The organism is Bacillota bacterium (assembly GCA_012837285.1).
In the GTDB taxonomy this organism is placed as follows: domain Bacteria; phylum Bacillota; class DTU030; order DUMP01; family DUMP01; genus DUNI01.
Genome location: DURJ01000014.1, coordinates 1 through 15,749 on the forward strand (window position 1 = coordinate 1; position 15,749 = coordinate 15,749).

Here is a 15,749-nt window from a genome sequence, read left to right on the forward strand (position 1 = left end):
ATCACTTTTGCTGCCCTTGATTTACCCTTTGTTCTAGGTGTAATAGTGGCGGCAATGGTGGGGTACTGGGCTATTCACTTCTTACTTCAATACTTACGTCAGGGCAGTTACTTAGTCTTTGCCATCTACCGGTTGGCCTTAGCGCTGGTTGTGCTAATTGCTGTTTGGCTGCGCTAACAAGCGCACGGCTCAAGGACAAGAAAGACTTATTGCCTGAACATGTATTGAACCACGGCCTGGAAAGGATTTATCTGGGGCCAAGTCGAATTTAACAGTTGACTATTTGGTCCGAATTTGTACAGGGGGCATGAAGATGAAGCAAGAGATGTTAAATGCTGCTAGGAGCCTACTGACCCAGAACATGGCTCTTAAGACTGGTGAGGAACTTTTAGTGGTTGTGGATGAGAGCACATTCATCATCGGTGAAGCCCTGTTTAAGGCTGGGGAGGAACTGGGAGCTAACGCTATACTCATGCGTATGCAGCCCACCGGCAGAAGCGGGGCCGAACCGACCAAAACAGTTGCTGCCGCCATGGCCGCAGCGGATGTTGTAATTGCAGCTACCCGTGATTCTCTTAGCCATACCAAGGCTCGCCGGCAAGCCTCTGCTGGCGGAGTTAGAATAGCAACCATGCCTGGTATTAAGGAAGAAATGTTTCAGGGCGGAGCCATGCAGGCCGATTATAAGCAGGTGGCAGCGTTGGCCCTTAAGTTGGCTAACAAGCTTACAGCGGCCACAGAGGCTGTGGTGGAAAAAGACGGCTGTCGTTTGACCATGTCTTTGGCCGGTCGGCAAGGTGCAGCCTGTACCGGCATGTGCCATGAACCAGGCGCTTTTGGTAATCTACCTGCCGGCGAAGCTTTTATCGCTCCCCTGGAGGGAACAGCCGAAGGTACGGTGATAATAGACGGTTCTTTTGCTGGGTTGGGAGAACTGGCCGGCCCTCTCAAGCTGACTTTTTCTGCAGGACAACTGGTAGCAATAGAAGGACCGGATAAGGAGCGCCTCCACGCCTTGTTAGGGGATAATCCCCTGGCTCGTAATTTGGCCGAGTTGGGCATAGGTACCAATGAAAAAGCTCGCATTATCGGGGTTGTGCTCGAGGACGAAAAGGTGTACGGTACAGTCCATTTAGCTTTAGGCAGCAACGACGGCTTCGGCGGTAACGTGGCCGCCGGGATCCATGTGGATGGCATTGTCATGAATCCAGATCTGTATCTTGACGGTGAGCAGGTGGTAGGCGGCGGCAAGATATTAATCTAGCCGCTTCGGGGCAGTTTCCTGCAACCAGGCTGAGATAATATAATAGTATAGTGTTGCAGCGAGAAACAAGGTGTAGCTGAAGGCAGAATCACTTCTGCTTTCTTTTCTTTTTCTTGGGGTTTAAGGCCTATAGTAAAAAGCTGAACAAGGCAGGAGTTTAGGTGCTGGGGATAGTAAATAAAACAGAGTCGCAAATAACTGAAGGGGGCGGAAACAATACGAAGACTGATTGAGAACTTCATAGCGCACTATGTTCGCTCTTATCCGTTGGAAAGAGATACCGCCAGCTCATGGCGAGCTCCTTTGGTGGCTTACGCTGATGCTGCAGATCCCTTGTTTACGGAACTCAAGAACATTGTTAGCTCGTCTCATGCTGTGCCTACCGATTTCTTGCCTGATGCCCAAACAGTTATCGCCTATTTCTTAGCGTTTGAATCTTCGGTGGTAGAGAGCAATATCTCAGGACAAGGCAGTTCACGGGCGTGGGCAACAGCCTATGTGGAAACTAACGCCCTTATTTCTAATCTTAATCAGGCGTTAGCCCAAGAGTTGAAAAAGCATGGCTACAGGGCAGTTCTGATTCCTCCTACCCACAACTTCGACCGCGAGAGACTGATCAGTGACTGGTCACATCGGCATGCGGCCTATATTGCTGGCTTGGGCAAATTCGGACTAAATAATATGCTGATTACAGCCAAAGGGTGTTGCGGGCGGGTAGGAACACTGGTGACCAATGCTCTAATAGAACCTACCACTCGGGCGGATAACGAATACTGCCTCTACCATCTGGATGGTAGCTGTGGTATCTGTGTTCAGCGGTGTGTAAACGAGGCTTTGTCGGAGGAGTCGTTTAACCGACAAAGGTGCTATGCCATGTGTTTGGAGAATGCGGCTCGCTTTCGCGACCTGGGCCTGGCCGACGTTTGCGGCAAGTGTTTGGTGGGGGTACCCTGTTCCCAGGTAAATCCCACCGCTTTGCCTTGAACAAGATAAAAAGCCCATTTTCGGGAGCATATTAATCGTATGGGCACTGGTATCATCAGAAAAACAAAGGGTGGTGAAGCGTCTGTGCTGTACGTCCCCAACGATAATCGCGATTGCTACTACAACATGGCAGTAGAAGAACATGTGTTTTTTGAACTGGACCAAAGAGAAAGTTATATCCTCTTATGGCAAAACGACCCTACCATTGTGGTGGGCCGCTTTCAAAACACCATTGAAGAAGTGAACAGGGACTTTACAATCGAACGAGGGATTAAGGTGGTGCGCCGCTTATCGGGCGGTGGCGCAGTCTACCACGACCAAGGCAACCTTAATTTTACTTTTATTGAACCGCGCACCCCTGGCAAAGATACGGCTTTTGAATCTTTTACCCAACCGGTGATAGCGGCACTGAAGGACTTGGGTCTAGATGCTGCTTTTAGCAGCCGTAACGATATCACTGTGGGCAACAGAAAAGTATCGGGAAATGCCCAGTACATGACATCTACTAGAGTGCTGCATCACGGCACACTGCTGGTAGACACGGACTTTAGCATCTTGGAACAAGCCTTGAAAGTAAGTTCGGATAAGATCGCCTCGAAAGGGATCAAATCGGTGCGGAGTCGGGTGGCCAATATTTCCGACTTTCTTTTGGAACCGATACCTATGGAGGAGCTCAAGCAGCATCTTTTGCAGCATATATTTGGCGGGCAACAAATACAGACTTATATCCTTTCTGCTACCGAGCAAGAAAGAATCCGCCGATTGGCCCAAGAAAAATACAGTACCTGGGATTGGGTTTGGGGTCGGTCACCCAAGTACAATTTTCACAATGCCAAGCGATTTGCTGCCGGGCAGGTAGAAATCCGCTTGGATGTCCAACAGGGCCGAATTGCCCAGGCTAAGATTTACGGCGACTTCTTTGGTCACAGAGATGTAGCTGAAGTTGAGCAGCGACTTAGAGGCATTAGATTCGAGCGGGCGGACATTAGATCAACTCTGTCTCACTTCGAACTGGAGGAATTTTTTGGCCCCATTTCTTTGGAAGAACTTATGACTTTGTTTCAGGTGGCTAATTGAACTTTCTTTTTGTGTCTTGGACCAATCGCGGGGGCCGGTTTCGGCCCCCTTCTTTTTGCCGGCTGTATTTTAGGAGCATTAAGGGGATGATCCTAATATGATGTTAGCGATGCCCACAACATACATGGCAAGGAGGAGAAAGAATTGACTGCCCGTGGCAGAATCAAAAAGGTATTTCCCGGCTGCAATACAGCAGAGGGCTTCTATTCTTTTTATGATCACATTATTCCCCCAGATGCTACCCGGATCTTTATTATCAAAGGCGGCCCCGGTGTGGGTAAGTCCACGTTCATGCGCTCCATCGCCGATTCGCTGGTGGAACAGGGTTTTGATGTGGAGTTTCATTGCTGCTCGTCCGACAATGGCTCTTTAGACGGTATTGTCTTTCCTCAACTGGGAGTGGCCATCATCGATGGAACGGCACCGCATGTGCTGGATCCCAGACTACCTGGAGCTGTGGACGAAATTGTGTATTTCGGTAACTATTGGGACGAAGATAAGATCCGCACCCATAAAAAAGAACTGATAGCTTTAAACAAAGAGGTCGGCCGCACTTTTACCCGGGCCTATCGGTTCCTAAAAGCGGCCCAGATTATCTACCGTGACTGGGAGGAAGCCAATACCGAAGGTATGAATTTCGGGTGGGCTAACCAGCAGGCAGCAGCCATAATTCACGATATCTTAGATGCGGAGCCGGTGACAGTACGTGTCGGCCGTGATCGACATCTGTTTGCCCGCGCCATTACACCGGACGGTATGGTGGACCACTTGGAGACCATCATTGGTCCCTGTCGAAAAAAATATGTCATTGCCGGCAAGCCGGGCACAGGAAAATCAGTGCTTATTGCCAAGGTAGGGCAGGCGGCGTTGGAACGCGGTTACGACGTGGAACTATATCACTGCCCCTTAAACCCTAGCAAGGTGGAACAGGTGGTTATCCCCAAACTCAATGTGGCCCTAACCAAATCCATCGAACCGCACGTATACAGTGCCGGTGTTGACGACGTAGTAGTTAACATGGACGAAGCACTGGATGAAGCGGTGGAGAAAAAGTATGCCGCGGTTATAGCTGAAAACAAAGAGATGTTCTTCAGCTTATTCAACCGGGCCATCAGTTTTATTAGCGCAGCCAAAAATGTCCACGACCAGATGGAGCAATACTATGCCCCCTATATGGATTTTGACGCTTTGGCTCAGCTAAGACAACAAATCTTGGAACAGATTCTGCATACAGCAAACTCAAACAAGGAGGAGGCAAGGCAATACTAGAGTGAAATAAAAAAAGGAAATTGCCCCAAGCTAACGAAGAATTATCAAGTAATAATTGCAGACAGAAAGGAATGGTACAGTTGGGACAGGTCCGGGCACCGGAACAGGTTACGCCTATCGCCAGTGTATTTACCGGTGACGACGACATGCTTACCGCTGCCCAATCAGAGCTGACCGGCCGACTGGGACGGTGTGTATATAAGAGTGAGCGGCTGCCGTTTGCTCATACCACGTACTATGAAGCCGAGATGGGAGCGAATCTTACTCGAATCTTTTTTGCCTTTGGCAATCTAATAGACCCGGCCCAGCTACCGGCGCTCAAGAACTGGAGTAACGATCTGGAAAACAGCTGGAGCCAGGAAGGACGCCGTCGGGTTAATATTGATGTTGGGTATGTGAGCTTGGCCAAGCTAGTTCTGGCTACCACCAAAGACCATGCCCACCGCCTGTACTTAGGCCAGGGGATCTACGGAGAGGTTACACTCCATTATGTAAGCGGCGAGTTTCGACCGTGGCCTTGGACCTATCCGGACTATGCCAGCTTATCCTATCGAAAGATGTTTGGCACCATTAGAGAGCTCCACCGGCTTCAGCTGCGGACGTTACAGCAATAGGCAACTGCTGTTGCGGAAGCAGTTGCCGAGAGCTCATAAGGCGAAAGCATTAGGGGAGCAATCCACCTCTGGGAAGACATATATTAGTGCATGGCTGCAAATTGCCAGGGTCCAGGCCAGGATTTACCGCCAGTATTTCATCTACGGTGAAGCCGGTGGCCTGGGCTATTTTATACAGTGTATCCCCTGGCTCTACCACCCAGAAGAGACCGCTGGGGCAAGGCGGTATTTCCGGTGGTACGATCGCTCCTGAAGGGGGCAGACATAATTCTTGACCAACACGCAGATTAAAAGGATCTGCCTGAGGGTTTACCGCTATCAGGTCGGCTAGATTCACCCCTGCAGCTTGGGCAATGCTGTACAGTGTATCTCCCGGAGCCACCACCCAAAAGACTCCGCTGGGGCACTGGGGACTGTGAGATCCGCTCCCACTGTTGTCGGGGATTACAACTTCTTGACCGGCAACCAGATTATTTGGATCCAGGCCAGGGTTGGCGACCAGTAGCTCAGAAAGCGGCACTCCATGCGATAGAGCAATCCGGTACAGGGTGTCTCCAGGTTGTACATGCCATGTTTTCATCAGCACATGCCTCCTCCCTTGTCATCAGCATATGCTAAGGATTTACACCTGGAACCATCATGGTCTGTGTTCGTCTGTTACAACTGCTAACTTCTGCAACAGTAGAATCAACCCAAGCGCTGTTAATCAGGACCGATGTCTTATGTTAGCGTTGTTGCCACTTCTTAAGATACCATACCAGAGGATAACCAAGTCCCAAGACTACCACAGCTTCACTAAAGGCGATACTCAGTGCCGTGATCCAATAGGGAAGATTTGCCAGCAGGCGCAAATAGGCACTTACGATCAGAGCGTTGAGCACAATAGGGGCTAAGTAGCCAATAGCATGCCAACGGAAACGATAAGTTATGTAGGCCGCCAGCAGGGTGGTGAGACTTCCCAGCACTACATCGATAAGTCCGGCTGGGCTGAGCAGATTAGCGATAAAGCAGCCAATTCCTACCCCCCAAATTGCTTCCGGAAATAGCATGGGAAGCAAGGTTAAAGCCTCAGCCAGACGAAACTGAGTGGGGAAAAAGCTAGTAGCCTGGAGAGCATAAGTTATCACCACGTATAAAGCGGCAATAAGGCCGACGCGAACTAAACGCTTTGCCGGTTCTTCCACAGGTAAGCCCCCTCCACAATTGTTCGGCCTCAGTCTACCACAAAGCACATAGAGCAGCAAGAAAGGCGCAACCAGATATGACTCTAACCGACAGGTTTTTGCCCGGTTGACAAAATTTCTTGACAGTTTAAAGTGAGGTATGTTACCATCAGAGGAGGAATTGTAGCAACAATCGAATAGAGGGCTCTTATCCAGAGCGGTGGAGGGACTGGCCCGATGAAACCCGGCAGCATGCCAGAGGTATTCTGGTGATGTGCCAATTCCTGCAGAATGTCAATTCTGGAAGATAGGAGTAAAAGGCCACTTCCAAATTGAAGCGGCCTTTTTTGTTGAAGGGAGGAGTTTTGTTGTCGGAACGTTATTTTTTTACTTCTGAGTCGGTTACTGAGGGACATCCGGATAAGGTGGCGGATCAGGTTTCGGATGCTGTTTTGGATGCTATTTTAGCCCAGGATCCTTATGCTCGGGTTGCCTGTGAGACAGCTGTCACTACCGGGTTGGTGTTGGTAACAGGGGAGATTTCCTGCCGTTGTTATGTGGACATTCCCCGTCTAGTCCGTCAAACAGTGAAGGATATTGGGTACACCAGGGCCAAGTTCGGCTTCGACGGGGATACCTGTGCTGTGCTGACGGCTATCGATGAGCAGTCACCTGACATTGCCTTGGGTGTGGACAAGGGTCTGGAGGCTAAAGAAGGGGAAGCTGATCCCCTGGACCAAATTGGGGCCGGCGATCAGGGTATGGTCTTCGGCTATGCCTGCCGGGAAACACCGGAACTTATGCCTCTGCCCATATCTTTGGCCCATCAGTTGGCTCGGCGGCTGGCCGAGGTAAGAAAGACCAAGTTACTGCCGTATTTGCGTCCTGATGGGAAAACCCAAGTCACAGTGGAATATGAAGGCAATCGTCCCTTGCGGGTAGAAGCGGTAGTGGTGTCGGCCCAACATCGTCCGGACGTAACGTTAGAGAAAATTAAAGCCGATGTTATTGAAACGGTGATCAAGCCTATTGTCCCAGCGCAATTTCTTGACCCCAACACCAGGTTTTATGTAAACCCAACGGGACGGTTTGTGTTAGGGGGACCGGCGGCCGACTCGGGTCTTACTGGCCGCAAGATTATTGTCGACACCTATGGTGGTAGTGCCCGCCACGGCGGTGGCGCCTTTTCTGGGAAAGACCCAACGAAGGTGGATCGATCGGCCAGCTATGCAGCCCGGTATGCAGCTAAGAATATAGTGGACGCGGGCCTGGCCGAACGCTGTGAGGTCCAGGTGGCCTATGCTATCGGTGTGGCCCGGCCAGTGTCTGTTACGGTGGATACCTTTGGTACCGGTATTATTTCCGCTGCCGCTATCGGCCAACTAATCAAGGATCATTTTGAGCTTAGGCCGGCTGGTATTATCTCCAGCCTGGACTTAAGGCGTCCCATCTTTAAACCTCTGGCTGCTTACGGCCACTTTGGGCGCACTGACTTAGATCTTACCTGGGAGCAAACCGATAAGGTTGATGAATTAAGAAAAGCGGCGGCTAAGTTAGCGTAAAGAAGACATAGTAGGGAGCAGGGGAATAAAAGTAACAATAGCAGTGAAAGCAGTAGAGAAGTAATCAAATACGGTAATTGACCGGCCGGGGGTTCCCCCGGCTTTTGCCTTGGGAACAACCATTTGTGCATAAGTTCTCCTTTTTTATCCAAGTCTTGACAGAATTAGCAGGAAGGTAAGACTTGGAAGTCGAATAATGTTACAGAGGTGAGGCGGGTGGAGGTTCAGTCAGATTTGGCCCGTTTAGACGAAATCCTGCAGCAGACGGTAGCAGCTATTCAGGATAGTCAACACCAAATAAACTCCATTGCCGACGATGCTCGGGCTGAGGTGATTCGGCTCACCCGTGAGCTGGAGAAGGTTAAGGAAAAGGCCTTAGCCGTGATCGACAAGGTAGATGCTGCTCGGTTGGAAGAACAGCGCTCACGACTATACCTCATGCAGGTCAGCCGGGACTTTAAGCACTACGACGAGGAGGAAATTCGACTGGCGTATGCTCATGCTCGAGATATGCAGGTGCGCCTGATTGTACTGACGGAACAGGAAAAAGAGCTTCGCGCTAAGCGTGATGAGCTGGAGCGCACCTTAAAGAACATTTCTCGACTGCTGTCGCGGGCAGAAATCTTATCGACCCAGGTTGGAGTGGCACTGGATTACTTAAGCGGGAATTTGAAAGAGCTTTCCCGCACCATCGGTACGCTGCAGGAGAAACGTGAAGTTGCCATTCGTATCATCCAGGCGCAAGAAGAAGAACGGCGGCGGGTGGCCCGGGATTTGCACGATGGCTTAGCTCAACAATTGGCCGGGGCTATTCTTGGTCTAGAAGTAGCACAGAAAGTACTTGAAAGTGATACGGAACGGGCCAAACATGAGCTGAGCAGTGTGGAGCAAATAGTACGGGGTGGCCTGAGAGAGACCCGGGAGGTTATTTTTAACCTAAGGCCGTTATCTCTAGATAACATTGGGCTTAAGGCAGCGGTGAGCAAGCTTATTTCTCAGATTGAAGAGCGAACCGGTACTGCGATACTGTTATCGGTGCATGGTGAAGAACAGAAGATTGACGGTACGTCTTTAACCTGTGTCTTTCGCATAATCCAAGAAGCCTTGAATAATGTGGTCAAACATGCTAACGCTACCGACATCAAGGTACGGTTGGAATTTGCCCCTGATTTCTTGGCCGCTCAGGTACTGGACAATGGGTGCGGATTTGATGTGCCGCTTGAAGGGGCTTGGATTACTGATGGTGAACACCTAGGGCTGGTGGGGATGAAGGAACGGGCAGAGCTGGTGGGTGCCAGCCTTAAGATCGACAGCCGCCCAAGTGCGGGAACGCGTGTACTCCTTCATTTGCCCACAAAAGAACTAGAGGGGGTCGATTGATTTCAACGCGGGTTATGGCTGGATTCTGCTGGCAGGGGTTGCCTGGGGGAGCATCGGCGTTTTTGGCCGTTGGCTGCTGGACACCGGCTTGACCCCTTGGCAGGTTGCGTGGGTGCGTTCTGCAGTAGCGTTGCCAGGCTTACTTCTTCTTCTGCTGTGCCAAGAGGGCGGTTTTCCTCGCCTCAAAAGACGGGATCTAATACTATTTGCTGCTTTTGGTTTAGTTAACGGAGCTCTATATAACATCTTTTACTTTACCGCAGTGGAGTTGGTTGGGGTAACGGTGGCAGTAATCTTGCTATATACTGCTCCGGCCTTGGCCACATTGTTGGCCCGATTTATCTTTAAGGAACAGCTTAGCTGGGGAAAAGCTGTGGCGGTGGTTCTTTCTTTAGGCGGCTGTTTCTTGGTAGCGAGAGGGTACGATGTGACTGTATTAAGGCTTAATCTTATGGGGATAACGGCTGGGATAATGTCGGGGATCTGTTATGCTTGTTTCGGTTTGTTTGCCAAGAAAGCACGGGAACGCTTCAGTGCAGTGACAACGGTCTTTTATTGTACTCTAATAGGTTTGCTACTCTTGACCATAATAAGGCCACCGCTGGGACTGGCACCTTTGGTTAGGACTGGTTCTTTTTGGGGTAGCGCCTTGGGGTTGGGACTGTGGGGCACTTTAGTGCCCTGGGTAAGTTATTCCATCGGTGTAGCACAAGTGGAAGCCAGCCGGGCAGCAGTGGTAGCCAGCGTTGAACCAGTGGTAGGCGTTGCACTAGCAGTGACGCTACTGGGCGAACGAATTCAGCCAGGGCAAATTGTTGGTATGATATTGGTGTTAACAGCCGTTATGTGCGCTCAAAGTGAGAGCCTGGTTTCGAAGGAAGTGTCTGGGACAAACGAATAGCACACAAGCTAGGGGGAGGGGCGAGAGTGGAGAAGATTCGTGTGCTGGTAGTGGATGACCACCCGGTAGTAAGAAGTGGAATCAAGAAAGTGGTAGAGTTAGAGGATGATATCGAAATAGTGGCGGAAGCAGGGACGGCCCACGCAGCTATGGAAGGAGTTGCTGCAGCTAAGCCGGATGTAGTATTGATGGATTTGGATTTGCCTGATAAGAGCGGTGTTGAGGTTACGGCTGAGATTAAGGATAAGTTTCCGGAAGTTGGCGTTGTTGCTCTTACCATTCATGACGATCGCGACCACCTGCTGGAGATGGTGCGAGCAGGGGCAGCTGGTTATGTACTTAAAGATGTGGAACCAGGTGGACTAGTAGGTGCCATTAGGGCCGTTAATGATGGAAATTCTTATATGTCACCACCGGCAGCCAAGAAGTTGATGGGCGAGTTTACTCGGCTAGCCAATGGGCGCGAGGAAGAGAAAGTAGACGGCCTGACGGCTCGCGAAGAGGAAGTTCTCCTGCTGTTGGCTCATGGCCACAGCAACAAACAAATTGGGGCCGCCCTATCTATTAGTGAAAAAACGGTGAAAAACCACGTCACCAGCATATTTCGTAAGATTGGCGTAGGCGATCGTACCGAAGCAGCTCTGTACGCTATTCGAAAAGGGTTAGTAGAATTGAACTAGTCAACAAATGTGCGCTGAGGTGGCACCTTGAACAAGCACATGGTTTTGGCCCCAAGCATACTCTGACCAAGAAAGGAAGGTGAAGGTATGCTTTGGGCCGGAAACGATATGGCCATGCTTTGTCTGTTATTGTTGTCTATCTATGGGTTGTGGGCGCTTTTTGTTGGGCTACGGCGCAAGTTTTGCCAAAGGCAGGGGCAGGGAAAGCCTTTCATTAGTATACTGGTCATTGCCCGCAATGACGAGGCTCGTATCGAAGGGGTAGTTCGTTGGTTACTTGGTTTGGATTATGTCAATGCTTGCGGGGACCCCAATTTTGAAGTAGTTGCCGTTAGCGGTGGCTCCCAGGATCAAACACCGGCCATTTTGGAGCGCCTGGCCCGGGAGGAAGTTAGATTAGTAACCAAGTCAGTTGCTTGGACTCAGGCTTACGAAGAAGGGTTGACTTTATGCCAGGGCGAGGTAGTTTGCCTGTTGGATCTGGCTAAGCAGCCTGCTCATAAGGCTGGGCAGGCCATGGAGCGCATGTTAAACGAATAAAAGGGATCAATGTCGATGCTACTGGGACCCTAACAGTTATTGTTAGGGTCTTTTGTTGCATGGCAGTTGAGACCATTGTCTGATAGACAGGTTCTAGTTTACTGATAAAATAATAATTAGGACAACCGACTGTTAAGATGAAATTGCCCGGCTAACCCCGGGCCATGCTTGTCTTGCTTAAGATAGGACGCTATCGAGACTGTATGTTTGCTGAACTGGCCGCCTAACGAAGCTGGGCATAAAGGAGGCAAGAAAGTGACCGCCATTCATAGTCCCATGCAGGTGCTTAGTATGGCTGCTATCATGGAGATTGAAGACCCCTATGTATATGCCCATAGTCTACGGGTAGCCGGTTACGCTGTTACTATTGCGCGGCGCCTAAAGCTTCCGCCTGTAGAGATAGCAGTAATCGAGCAGGCTGGGTTGCTTCACGACGTGGGCAAAGTTTCAGTAGCACGTTCGATTCTAAACAAGCCGGCGCAGCTTACTGAGCAAGAGTATGAATGCGTAAAGCAACACTCCATAGTAGGAGAAAAGGTGGTGAAGAAGGTTCGCAAGTTGGTGCATTTGGCACCCCTGATCCGGAGCCATCACGAGTGGTACGACGGCAGCGGTTACCCCGATGGTATTCAAGGAGCTAATATTTCGTTGGGGGGGCGCATTATAGCCGTAGCCGATTCATTCGATGCCATGACGTCGAACCGCCCCTATCGGCGGGCCCGTTCAATCATAGCTTCTGCTAAGGAGCTTTCTGATTGCAGTGGTACGCAGTTTGATCCGGTGGTGGTGAAGGCGTTTCTGGAGAGTATGAAGGAAGAACAGTCGCCGTGGCAAATGCTTACTGAAGGTACGCGTTCGTTTTTGAGGGTGGTCCTCACCGTAGCACCCTCGGCTGAATTAATTGAGCTGGTCAGTACATAACTTTTGGTCCTTCCTTGCAGGAGGCTATGCACAGTATAGCCAATTATACTGCAAGGGGAGGGTTTAGCATGACAGTTGATCCAAGGCAGCTGAGTTTTCTCCCGGAAGCTAGACCGGATAAGTCTCGACCTCTATGGGAGCAAGCTAGTTCACTGGATGAGTTAAAGCAGATAGTTAGCGCTTGCCGCCGTTGTCGGTTGCGTGATGGTTGCCGGCAGGTAGTTTTTGGCGAGGGCAAGCCGGAAGCGGACATAATGCTAGTAGGCGAGGGACCTGGTAAAGCCGAAGACGAACTCGGGCGTCCCTTTGTTGGAGCAGCGGGCCAACTTTTGGATAACATTCTTGCAGCTGTCGGCCTTAGCCGGGCCGGAGTTTTTATTGGGAACGTGGTTAAATGTCGGCCACCGGGAAATCGTCTACCGACTCCCGATGAAGTAAAAACATGCACACCATATCTTCAGGCTCAGTTAAGGATTATTGAGCCGAAAATTGTTATTTGTCTTGGGGCCTTAGCCAGCCAGATCCTGGTGGATCCATCTTTGCGCATTACTCGTGACCGTGGTCAGTGGGTAATCAAAGATGGACTGTTAATTATGCCTACTTTTCATCCGGCGGCTTTACTGCGAGATCCGAGCAAGAAACGACCGGTGTGGCAAGACTTTCAGGCCGTAATACAGCGCTATGAGCAGCTTAAGAAGTGACAACTGGCCTAAGGCAAGGGGGGAAAGAGAAATTGGCCGAGAAAGAAGTAGTACGCGATGGAAGTGCCAGTGTGTTTCAGGGTCGTGTTATTGTGGTGGAGCCCAGAGGCGGCGGACGGCAGGCTGTACTTGAGCCGGGACCGGGCCTTAAGTTGTATGTCAATGAGGCAGAGATTACTGAACCTAGAGAAGTTACCAGTAGCGACAAGATTCGCGTGGAACTGATGAGCGAACCGGGGCAAATCTCAGTACAGGTGGTGTTGTCTTCTGACGGCTTAAAGGCAAAGGCTGGGCTCGATCTAGTCCCAGGGAGCCAATACTATCTAGTGGACAGTGGGCCTCGACAGCATTTAGTGCTAACAACCAAAGCGGAACCACAGCTGCCTCCGGTGAAGCCAGAATTGGTTGAACAGGCCTTACAGGAAAAGGGTGTGTTTGTTGGCATCGATAAGAAGGCGATAGAGTCATTGGCTGTTACTGGTGCAGGTGTGTCTAAGGTTGTAGCCAGAGGCAAGCCACCTGTTCCGGGGCAGGATGCACGCATTGAGTTAAAGTTTAAGGATCAGCAACATAGATTGCCTAATGCCGCACAGCTTAGAGTAGACTGGCGTGAGCTTAGAGTTATTCCTACCGTAGAGACCGGTGACGAACTGGCGGTTAAGCATCCGCCTGTTTTGGGCGAACCCGGGCTATCTGTCACCGGTGAGCCGATCGCCCCCAGGGTTCCAGTGGACATCGAGCTGTTAGCCGGTGAAGGCGCCGAGATTGTAAATGGAGGACTGAGGGCGGTAGCTACTCGCAGCGGGAGACCTGCTTATGTTCGAGGAAAGCTGGAGGTCTTTCCGTTACTGGTAGCTGAGCGGGGTGTTAATTTAGCCAGCGGCAATATCAAATTCAATGGCGATGTGGTTGTAAGAGGAAATGTAGACGAAACCATGGCTGTTTATGCCGGTGGAAATATAGAAGTGACGGGCAATTCTACTCATGCTAACCTGACAGCCGGTGGACAAGTAGTTGTCCGTCAAAATGTAATCGGCGGGATCGTGCGTGCCGGCGGTGTTGGTGCAGTGCACCTGCGTGTGCAGGAATCGTGGGAGAAATTAGCCGCCGGACTGGAAGACTGTGCTGCTGCGCTTACACAAATCTCAGAGCATCCGGAACTAGGGCCAGCAGCCAGCCGTAGGGGTTGGGGACGGGTAATGTCTCGGCTTTTGGATACCAAGTTTTCGTATTTGCCAGGCTTGATCAATGATCTGGCCGGGGCTTATCGAGAAGTATCCGGCATTATTACGGCCGAGATCGACGACGTTCTGTCAGCTCTGCGGGAAACGACAAGTCGACGGGGAGTTCTGCAAGTAACCGGTGCCGGTGAAGTCTGGGGTTTAGTTAAGCAGGTAAGAAAGCTGGTGGATAGTCTGCAGAATTCTTCCGGAGAAAGACTATTGTTTTCTGCCAGCTATGTCCAAGGGGCACGGGTAGAAGCCAGTGGGGACATTCTTGTTGGCGGGAAGGGCTGCTACCAGTCTTTTTTGTATGCCGGTCATTGTGTCCGGGTGGACGGCCAACCTGGGATAGTACGAGGAGGTGTGGTCCAGGCTCGCGAACGGATTGTGGTGAACGAAGCCGGTTCTGGTGGAGGCAGCTCGACTCTACTTAAGGTAAATGCTGGCGGAACAGTAGTGGCGAAAAAAGTTTACCCCAATGTTACCATCCAAGTCGGCCAGGCACGGCACCTGTTTCAAGAGAGCGATCAAGGTATCGTCGCCCGGATTGATCAGAAGGGAACACTGGTTTTATACTAGAACAGCATTGTTAGAACCGGGTATCCCGGTTCTTTTTTACTGGCGGCAGGAAATTGTTTCCATCAGGTCGAATACATAGCTGGGTGCGCTTTATCTAAGGGGGGCTTATTTTTGAAGAGAGAAAGCCTATTGGTGGGAATAGTACACGAAATAAAGAATACCACCGCTACCATGGATGGTTTCTTACAGCTATTAGCTGACCAAGTGGCAGACGATAGCCGGGCTCGGCATTACGTGGAAATGTTGTCCAGTGAGCTCGGCCACCTGGAGCAATTAGTAGAAGACAGCCTTCATTTCACCCGGGTTGGCACTATACCCTTCAGTCGTTGTGATCTGGCAGCGATATTAAATCAGATAGCTACCAAGGTTGCTCATTTGGCAGAGGGGAGCGGTATCGAAGTCGAGGTAAAAGCGAGTCCTTGTCCTCTGGTTTACGGAACGCCGAAGCTGCTGCAGCAGCTCTTGTGGAACCTGGTCAGCAATGCCTTAGCTGCCTTGTCGGGTCCCGGACAAATTTTGCTAGAGCTGGCACCGGTTGGCGATAACTGGTTGCGACTTACTTGTCGAGATACAGGTCCAGGTATTTCACCGGCGGACATGACTCGGATTTTTCAGCCTTACTTTACTACCAAGGAAAATGGGACTGGCCTAGGACTCCCGCTCTGCAAGCAGATCGCCGAGTTCCACGGGGGCCGGCTGGAAGTGGAAAGCAACCTGGGCTCCGGGACTTGTTTCACCTTATGGTTGCCTGGACGACAGGATCTGGCCACCAGCCGGGAGGCTTAGTTTCCTAAGGGAGACAGGGCCTTTTTACTGGCAGTTCTTTCCTGTACCTGGATACAACTAAATAATTATGGTATAATAACTGGAAGATGCATCCCACTGAGGAGG

General features: G+C 50.7%; 17 protein-coding genes and 1 riboswitch. Of the genes, 15 read left to right on the forward strand and 2 right to left on the reverse strand.

Annotated features, from left to right (window positions below; genetic code table 11):
• The 6 genes from GX016_00810 to GX016_00835 all read left to right on the forward strand — a co-directional run.
• A partial coding sequence (locus GX016_00810) for a UDP-diphosphatase (protein ID HHT70102.1) occupies window positions 1-177 on the forward strand: 177 nt, incomplete at its 5' end.
• Window positions 178-313: 136 nt separating this feature from the next.
• Window positions 314-1,264, forward strand: a complete 951-nt coding sequence (locus GX016_00815; GenBank protein ID HHT70103.1) for an aminopeptidase — start codon at window positions 314-316, stop codon at window positions 1,262-1,264.
• Window positions 1,265-1,480: 216 nt separating this feature from the next.
• Window positions 1,481-2,248, forward strand: a complete 768-nt coding sequence (locus GX016_00820) for an epoxyqueuosine reductase (GenBank protein HHT70104.1) — start codon at window positions 1,481-1,483, stop codon at window positions 2,246-2,248.
• A 39-nt stretch (window positions 2,249-2,287) separates the two neighbouring features.
• Entirely contained in the window at window positions 2,288-3,325 is a 1,038-nt protein-coding gene (locus tag GX016_00825; protein ID HHT70105.1) for a lipoate--protein ligase, read from the forward strand.
• A gap of 144 nt (window positions 3,326-3,469) precedes the next feature.
• Window positions 3,470-4,594: a hypothetical protein gene (locus GX016_00830; GenBank protein ID HHT70106.1), complete on the forward strand. Its 1,125-nt coding sequence runs from the start codon at window positions 3,470-3,472 to the stop codon at window positions 4,592-4,594.
• A gap of 71 nt (window positions 4,595-4,665) precedes the next feature.
• Window positions 4,666-5,208: a DUF4416 family protein gene (locus GX016_00835; GenBank protein HHT70107.1), complete on the forward strand. Its 543-nt coding sequence runs from the start codon at window positions 4,666-4,668 to the stop codon at window positions 5,206-5,208.
• Window positions 5,209-5,257: 49 nt separating this feature from the next.
• Here GX016_00835 and GX016_00840 read toward each other — a convergent pair whose 3' ends face one another.
• Together GX016_00840 and GX016_00845 are read right to left on the reverse strand one after the other, a co-directional pair.
• Complete coding sequence (locus GX016_00840) at window positions 5,258-5,788, reverse strand: LysM peptidoglycan-binding domain-containing protein (protein HHT70108.1); 531 nt, start codon at window positions 5,786-5,788, stop codon at window positions 5,258-5,260.
• Between the two features lie 145 nt (window positions 5,789-5,933).
• Window positions 5,934-6,392 (reverse strand): QueT transporter family protein, encoded by a 459-nt coding sequence (locus GX016_00845; GenBank protein HHT70109.1) that lies wholly within the window; start codon window positions 6,390-6,392, stop codon window positions 5,934-5,936.
• Window positions 6,393-6,576: 184 nt separating this feature from the next.
• A riboswitch (SAM riboswitch) is annotated at window positions 6,577-6,685 on the forward strand.
• Between the two features lie 51 nt (window positions 6,686-6,736).
• Between GX016_00845 and GX016_00850 the strand changes: the two genes are divergently transcribed.
• The 9 genes from GX016_00850 to GX016_00890 all read left to right on the forward strand — a co-directional run bounded on the left by GX016_00850 (window position 6,737) and on the right by GX016_00890 (window position 15,644).
• Window positions 6,737-7,933 (forward strand): methionine adenosyltransferase, encoded by a 1,197-nt coding sequence (locus GX016_00850; GenBank protein HHT70110.1) that lies wholly within the window; start codon window positions 6,737-6,739, stop codon window positions 7,931-7,933.
• Between the two features lie 216 nt (window positions 7,934-8,149).
• The gene (locus tag GX016_00855; protein ID HHT70111.1) at window positions 8,150-9,313 is read left to right on the forward strand and encodes a histidine kinase; all 1,164 of its coding nucleotides are present in this window, start codon (window positions 8,150-8,152) and stop codon (window positions 9,311-9,313) included.
• A gap of 112 nt (window positions 9,314-9,425) precedes the next feature.
• The gene (locus GX016_00860) at window positions 9,426-10,214 is read left to right on the forward strand and encodes an EamA family transporter (GenBank protein ID HHT70112.1); all 789 of its coding nucleotides are present in this window, start codon (window positions 9,426-9,428) and stop codon (window positions 10,212-10,214) included.
• A 26-nt stretch (window positions 10,215-10,240) separates the two neighbouring features.
• Entirely contained in the window at window positions 10,241-10,894 is a 654-nt protein-coding gene (locus tag GX016_00865; protein HHT70113.1) for a response regulator transcription factor, read from the forward strand.
• 87 nt (window positions 10,895-10,981) lie between these two features.
• Complete coding sequence (locus tag GX016_00870; protein ID HHT70114.1) at window positions 10,982-11,434, forward strand: glycosyltransferase; 453 nt, start codon at window positions 10,982-10,984, stop codon at window positions 11,432-11,434.
• A gap of 255 nt (window positions 11,435-11,689) precedes the next feature.
• Window positions 11,690-12,355: an HD-GYP domain-containing protein gene (locus tag GX016_00875; protein ID HHT70115.1), complete on the forward strand. Its 666-nt coding sequence runs from the start codon at window positions 11,690-11,692 to the stop codon at window positions 12,353-12,355.
• A 68-nt stretch (window positions 12,356-12,423) separates the two neighbouring features.
• Window positions 12,424-13,056 carry a uracil-DNA glycosylase gene (locus GX016_00880; protein HHT70116.1) on the forward strand — a complete coding sequence of 211 codons (633 nt, stop codon included), beginning with the start codon at window positions 12,424-12,426 and terminating at the stop codon, window positions 13,054-13,056.
• 32 nt (window positions 13,057-13,088) lie between these two features.
• On the forward strand, window positions 13,089-14,858 hold the full coding sequence (locus tag GX016_00885) for a DUF342 domain-containing protein (GenBank protein ID HHT70117.1): 1,770 nt from the start codon (window positions 13,089-13,091) through the stop codon (window positions 14,856-14,858).
• Window positions 14,859-14,969: 111 nt separating this feature from the next.
• Entirely contained in the window at window positions 14,970-15,644 is a 675-nt protein-coding gene (locus GX016_00890; GenBank protein HHT70118.1) for a HAMP domain-containing histidine kinase, read from the forward strand.
• The last annotated feature ends 105 nt before the right edge of the window (window positions 15,645-15,749 follow it).